Below are 4962 nucleotides of genomic sequence, written 5' to 3'. Positions count from 1 at the left end.
TTCTGCTGGAGATCGAAACCTGTTAAACCCGGCATCCGGATGTCGACGAGGATGCAGGCGTTGTCCTCCCTCTTCGGTTCACTGAAGAAATCATTGACGGAACCAAACGTGGCTGCATTGAAGTTCGCAGACTGCAGGAGCCTGGCCATCGAGGTGCGAACCGATTGGTCGTCGTCAATCACGTAGACAGTGGTCTGTTTTCTTGCCATGGATGCCCTCACATCGTATGAGGCTCTTTATGCTTCGAGCGGGGATTACGCTATTGGCCTGATGAGAGTAGCATAGTAGGTAGTGCCGGGCAGTGTCTATAGGACTTTGGTGCTATGCGGCAAGACAGTGGCCAGCAGATAGCGACGGTTACTGGCTATTTCGCAGTTGGGATACCTGCTTTTTCCGCAATGCGGACCAGCTCAGCGACCGAACGTGCGCCTAACTTCTCAAGCACGCGGGCGCGATGTATCTTGATCGTCTTTTCTGCAATGCCCAGCTTAAAGGCTATCTGCTTGTTCAGCATGCCTGTAATCAGAAATTGAAGGACCTCGTGCTCCCTCGGAGTCAGTTGTGCAATCTGCTCCAGTACGTGTCGAGTTTCGGAACGGCTGACTCTGGCCGTCCTGTCTCTTTCGATAGCCTTATCTATCGCGTTTACGAGTTCCTGCTCGTCAAAGGGCTTGGGGAGAAAATCGACAGCGCCCCTTTTCATGGCCTTGACACTCATCGGGATGTCCCCATGGCCTGTTATGAAAATGATGGGCATTGCGTACTCGGCCTTATTGAGCTCTTCCTGCAAATCCATGCCGCTTAAGCCCGGCATGCGCACATCCAGGATGATGCACCCGGCTCCTTCATAAGGTCCCCTCTTCAGGAACGCCTCAGCCGAAGCAAAGGCTTCGGTTCTGAATTCCAATGAGTCGAGAAGCCTCGATAAGCTTTTGCGAACCGAGGCATCGTCGTCGACGATAAAGATCGTAGCTTTCTCTTTGGCACTCATAACAACTGATTACTGGTCACTCGTCACCGGCCCTGCTGCCGGCAGATTGAAGTAGAACGTTGCGCCTTTGTCCTTGTTGTTCTCAGCCCAGATGTGACCGCCGTGCGCCTCAATGATAGACCGGCTCAGCGATAGCCCCATTCCTAATCCAGAGCTTTTTGTCGTGAAGAAGGGCTCAAAGAGTTTACTGAGATCGTTGCTTTCAACGCCGAAACCGAAATCACGAACCGACACCAGCACACCTCCGTCCAGGTTCGTCTGTGCGCGCATGATGATCTTAGCTTCATCTGACTCACCACGCATTGATTCGGCGGCATTCATCATCAGGTTAATCACCACCTGCAGTATCTGGATCTTATTTATCATGGCCCGCGGCAGCGCGCCGTCACAGTCGGTCTCCACCCGGATATTCCTGATAATGGCTTCGCTATGAAAGAGAGACGATGCTTCAACCAGCACGTCGTTGATGGAAAGGAGCTCCTGTTCCCATTCCTCCGGCTTGACCATGGACCTCAAGCTGCGGATAATTTCCCCTGCCCGCTTATCGTCTTGTGCTATGTCTTCCAGTATCTCCCGCAACTGTACCGTTTCAAGTCTGCCTGCGTCAAGAAACCGTAGGGCAGCTCGCGCATTGCTGAGAATGGAGGTAAGGGGCTGATTAAGCTCGTGCGCCAGCGATGCCGTCAACTCGCCCATGCGCAAGAGGCGTTCGGTGTGCAGCAGCTTTTTACGGGCGTTAAAGGCTTCAGCCTCGGCCTTCTTGTGCTGCGTGACGTCTATGACCGTGTGCACTATCCGTGTGATTTCTCCATTACTGTCGTACACGGGAGAGACCGACATCTGGAGCCAGCTATTTGTCTTTTCCTCGTACAGCTCGCTCTCCTCGTACCTTTTCGTCTTCATCATTCTTTGGAGAGGGCACAGGTCGACAGGTTTGTCCGTAGCATGCATTAAGTCAAAGCAATGTTTCCCCAGGGTATCTTTCAAGGGGAGACTGAGGAATGAAAGGGCGGACGCGTTGATCCGGACGACTCTGAAGTCCCTGTCCAGAACCATGATCTGTTCTTGAACTGAATCGAACGTGCTCTGCCACTCTTCTGCAGCCGTTTGAACCGTCTCCTCCATGCGCTTACGTTCTGTAATATCGAGAAAGATACCCGTCAGACGTTCCGGCTGCCCCGAAGCGCCACAGTAGGGACGCGCACGGGTCACCAACCACCGCTCAGCGCCGTCGGGTCTCACGATGCGGTACTCCGCACGGGCATCTGTGCCTGACGCGATAGCGTTAGCCATCGTCCGGCGTAGAGATTCCCGATCATCAGGGTGGACCAGACTGAAAAAATGTTCCTCGGTCAGGTCGGTACTCTTGTCAAGACCGAGGAGTTCAAAGCTGCTCTCCGAATTCCAGAGTCTCCCTGTAGATGTTTCCACGCTCCACATGCCGATCTGAGCCGCGTGGGCTGCGAGACTCAGCCGCTCCTCGCTCCTGCGGAGCTCTTCCTCAGCGCGTTTCCGGAAGAGGGCGTTGGCGAACACCTGAGCCACCATTTGGAGGTGTCTTACGACCATCTCCGGCCATTCCCGCTCTTTACTGGTGCAAGCAAAGCTCAGAGCTCCGGAGATGCTGCCTCCCCCTGACGTTAAGGGGGCAACCACCGTGGATTTGGTGCCATATCGGCTCCAGCTCTCTCTGTCCTGCGATGCCTCGGGCGGAAGGTCACCCATATCGGACAGAACAACTGTCTCACCCTTGAATATTTTTTCGAGAGTCCAGGGAAAGAGTCCGGTGCCGCTTAAGCCCTTTGGCGGTGATTGCCCTGAGTATTGGTGCGCGTGCGTCAACCGCAACTGCGCGCTCGAGCCTTCGATTGAGGTCTGCCACAGAGTGGATCGATCGATATTAAGGAACTCGCACACCAGGCGCTGGGCATTTTCAATCTCACCGTCTACCTGGTTGGAGGTCAGGGCCACAAAGCGGGCTGATAGGTCTGCCAGCAATGTTTCGAATCGGACTTGCGCAACCAGGGACTTTTCTGAGGCAACGAGCCTCTGGTTCGCCGCCTGCAATTCCGCTGTTCGCTCCCGTACGCGCTGGTCCAGTTCGTCGTTCGCATGCTTCAGTGCGTCTTCCGCGGTTTTGATACGCGCAAGGGAATTGATCCGCGCAAGAAGCTCCTTGGCAGGAATCCCCTTAACAATGTATCCGTCAGCGCCGGCGTCAAGCCCCCTAGTCTGCGCCTCACTCGATGTGCTCAGCCCCGAATGGAGAACCACAAACATGCGATGCAGGGCCGGAGCAGTCTTTATCTGTTTACAAAGGTCAAATCCGCTCATATCCGGAAGCACGACATCAAGGACAACAATCTCAGGAAGAAACCGGGCAGCCGCCTCCAGGGCTTCTTTCGCGGTGGACGCTTCTAGCGTCTCGTAACCTCCCGATTCCAAAACTGCGGAGGTGAAGGAAAGCATGGTCGGATCGTCATCAACAATCAGTATCTTCATCGAACGGCGGCTATAGTTTACCAATCGGCTGCTGATTTTTCTAGCTGCGGAACTTGATCCAGAGGGGCAGGGCAGGATGACGGGCAGCAGTCAGTTGATCCATCCCAGGTGCTTGAATCGCGCTTCCAGAGCATCGCCTATTTCCTTAGCTGTCTGATCGGCCCTGCCCTCGATTGTATTTCTGCCGCTCAGTTCAGTCCCCGCTTTGACGGCGCCACCAATGATGAGCCCTGCCGGATTGTCGACAGCAACCATGACGGCTGCCGGCCAAAGAACGCCGGGCGATTTACCTCCACTGGAATCGAGCGTAGCAGATCCGAGCTTGCGCAGCCCCTGGGCCGTCACCTGGTAGCCTTCGACAGCCGTGTCCAGTTCCGCGACACCCTGCCTGAATCCTATGGCGAAGCGCATCTCAGCACTCCCCTTCTCCAGCGAGAGAAAGTAACCCCATAGCACAATGTCATTGACCTGCAGCTTCGTCTCCACGGCCCCGCGTTCTGCCTGTAGTCCCATACTGTTGATGCGATCCACAAGATCCGCCGCAATCTTGCCTCCCAGGAGCCGGCCCATGGCAATCTCCTCTTTGGTCTGGGGTGTGCCTTCCCTTGAATAAAGCTTCGCCTGAGTGTCCTGCATCGGGACATCGTCCGCCGTCGCGGCAAAGTCGTAGACCACTATCCGGCCTGGCCTGGGGATATTGTCCATCACGTATATTTCGCGGTTGGTGATCTTTGTTGACGCACAGCTGACGAGAACAAGAAAAACAGCGAGACACTGAATGATGCGGCCAACGCCTTTCATGCGCACCTCCGTGACCAAATAAAGCAACTCCCGAAAAGAGTGTCTGTACGACTAAAACCCGTGTGCCATGCCGCTTCCTAGAATCGATACGCAAGCCCACCCATGAACACGTCAGCGTCGCGATCGTAATCAGTAAGAACGCGGTTCCAGGTAAAACGCACAGCCCAATGTGGAGAGAACCTGTAACTTCCGGTGAGCGATACCAAGGCTGCCACTGTGGTTGTCGATCCTTCGTCGTGACTTGAGTCCCGCAGTAGATAGGGCCCTGCCCCGATGCCGAGCACGAGATGATCTGCATAGAATTGGCGCACGGCCCAAACCTGCGTGGCAAGGCCGTAGCGGCTGACTGACGAAGATGAGTTGCCCTCATTGAGGAATGCCGCTGTCCACTCGAAATACTGTGAAAGCCTGCGGCGGTATTCAAGGCTTTGAGAGAACGCCGATTCCGACCTGGAATTATTAGGAACGGACGCGCCGAGAAAGCCCGTGATTTCGTTATTGGCAGCCTGAATACGGTTTGGATGCATTGGTCCCGATGCTGGTGTAGCATCAAGCTGATAGCCTATTCCAAAGGTGGCTGCAATACTGTCAAAGCTGTTACTCGTCACAATATAGTCGGCGCGTACTTGGAAAAGCAGTGGACTCACGCCGTACCAGGTGGCTGCGAA

Annotated in this window: 5 protein-coding genes; all 5 read right to left on the bottom strand. The window is 54.9% G+C overall.

Annotated elements, in window-relative coordinates; all coding sequences use genetic code 11:
* A partial coding sequence (locus VMT71_09410; GenBank protein HVN24179.1) for a response regulator occupies window positions 1-209 on the bottom strand: 209 nt, incomplete at its 3' end.
* 155 nt (window positions 210-364) lie between these two features.
* Entirely contained in the window at window positions 365-991 is a 627-nt protein-coding gene (locus VMT71_09405; GenBank protein HVN24178.1) for a response regulator transcription factor, read from the bottom strand.
* A gap of 9 nt (window positions 992-1000) precedes the next feature.
* Window positions 1001-3493, bottom strand: a complete 2493-nt coding sequence (locus tag VMT71_09400) for a PAS domain S-box protein (GenBank protein HVN24177.1) — start codon at window positions 3491-3493, stop codon at window positions 1001-1003.
* Between the two features lie 90 nt (window positions 3494-3583).
* Window positions 3584-4294, bottom strand: a complete 711-nt coding sequence (locus tag VMT71_09395; GenBank protein ID HVN24176.1) for a DUF4410 domain-containing protein — start codon at window positions 4292-4294, stop codon at window positions 3584-3586.
* A 77-nt stretch (window positions 4295-4371) separates the two neighbouring features.
* The coding region (locus tag VMT71_09390) for a hypothetical protein (protein HVN24175.1) at window positions 4372-4962 on the bottom strand (591 nt) is incomplete at its 5' end.

The sequence above is a fragment of the Syntrophorhabdales bacterium genome (assembly GCA_035541455.1).
Classification (GTDB): Bacteria; Desulfobacterota; Syntrophorhabdia; order Syntrophorhabdales; family WCHB1-27; genus JADGQN01.
The sequence above is the reverse complement of the archived record's forward strand: the minus strand, read 5'-3'. Positions and strand labels throughout refer to the sequence as shown.

What these genes read in the sequence shown, in the direction of transcription:
- VMT71_09405 (HVN24178.1), bottom strand. Translation starts at nt 991, where the DNA reads ATGAGTGCCAAAGAGAAAGCTACGATCTTTATCGTCGACGACGATGCC.
- VMT71_09400 (HVN24177.1), bottom strand. Translation starts at nt 3,493, where the DNA reads ATGAAGATACTGATTGTTGATGACGATCCGACCATGCTTTCCTTCACC.
- VMT71_09395 (HVN24176.1), bottom strand. Translation starts at nt 4,294, where the DNA reads ATGAAAGGCGTTGGCCGCATCATTCAGTGTCTCGCTGTTTTTCTTGTT.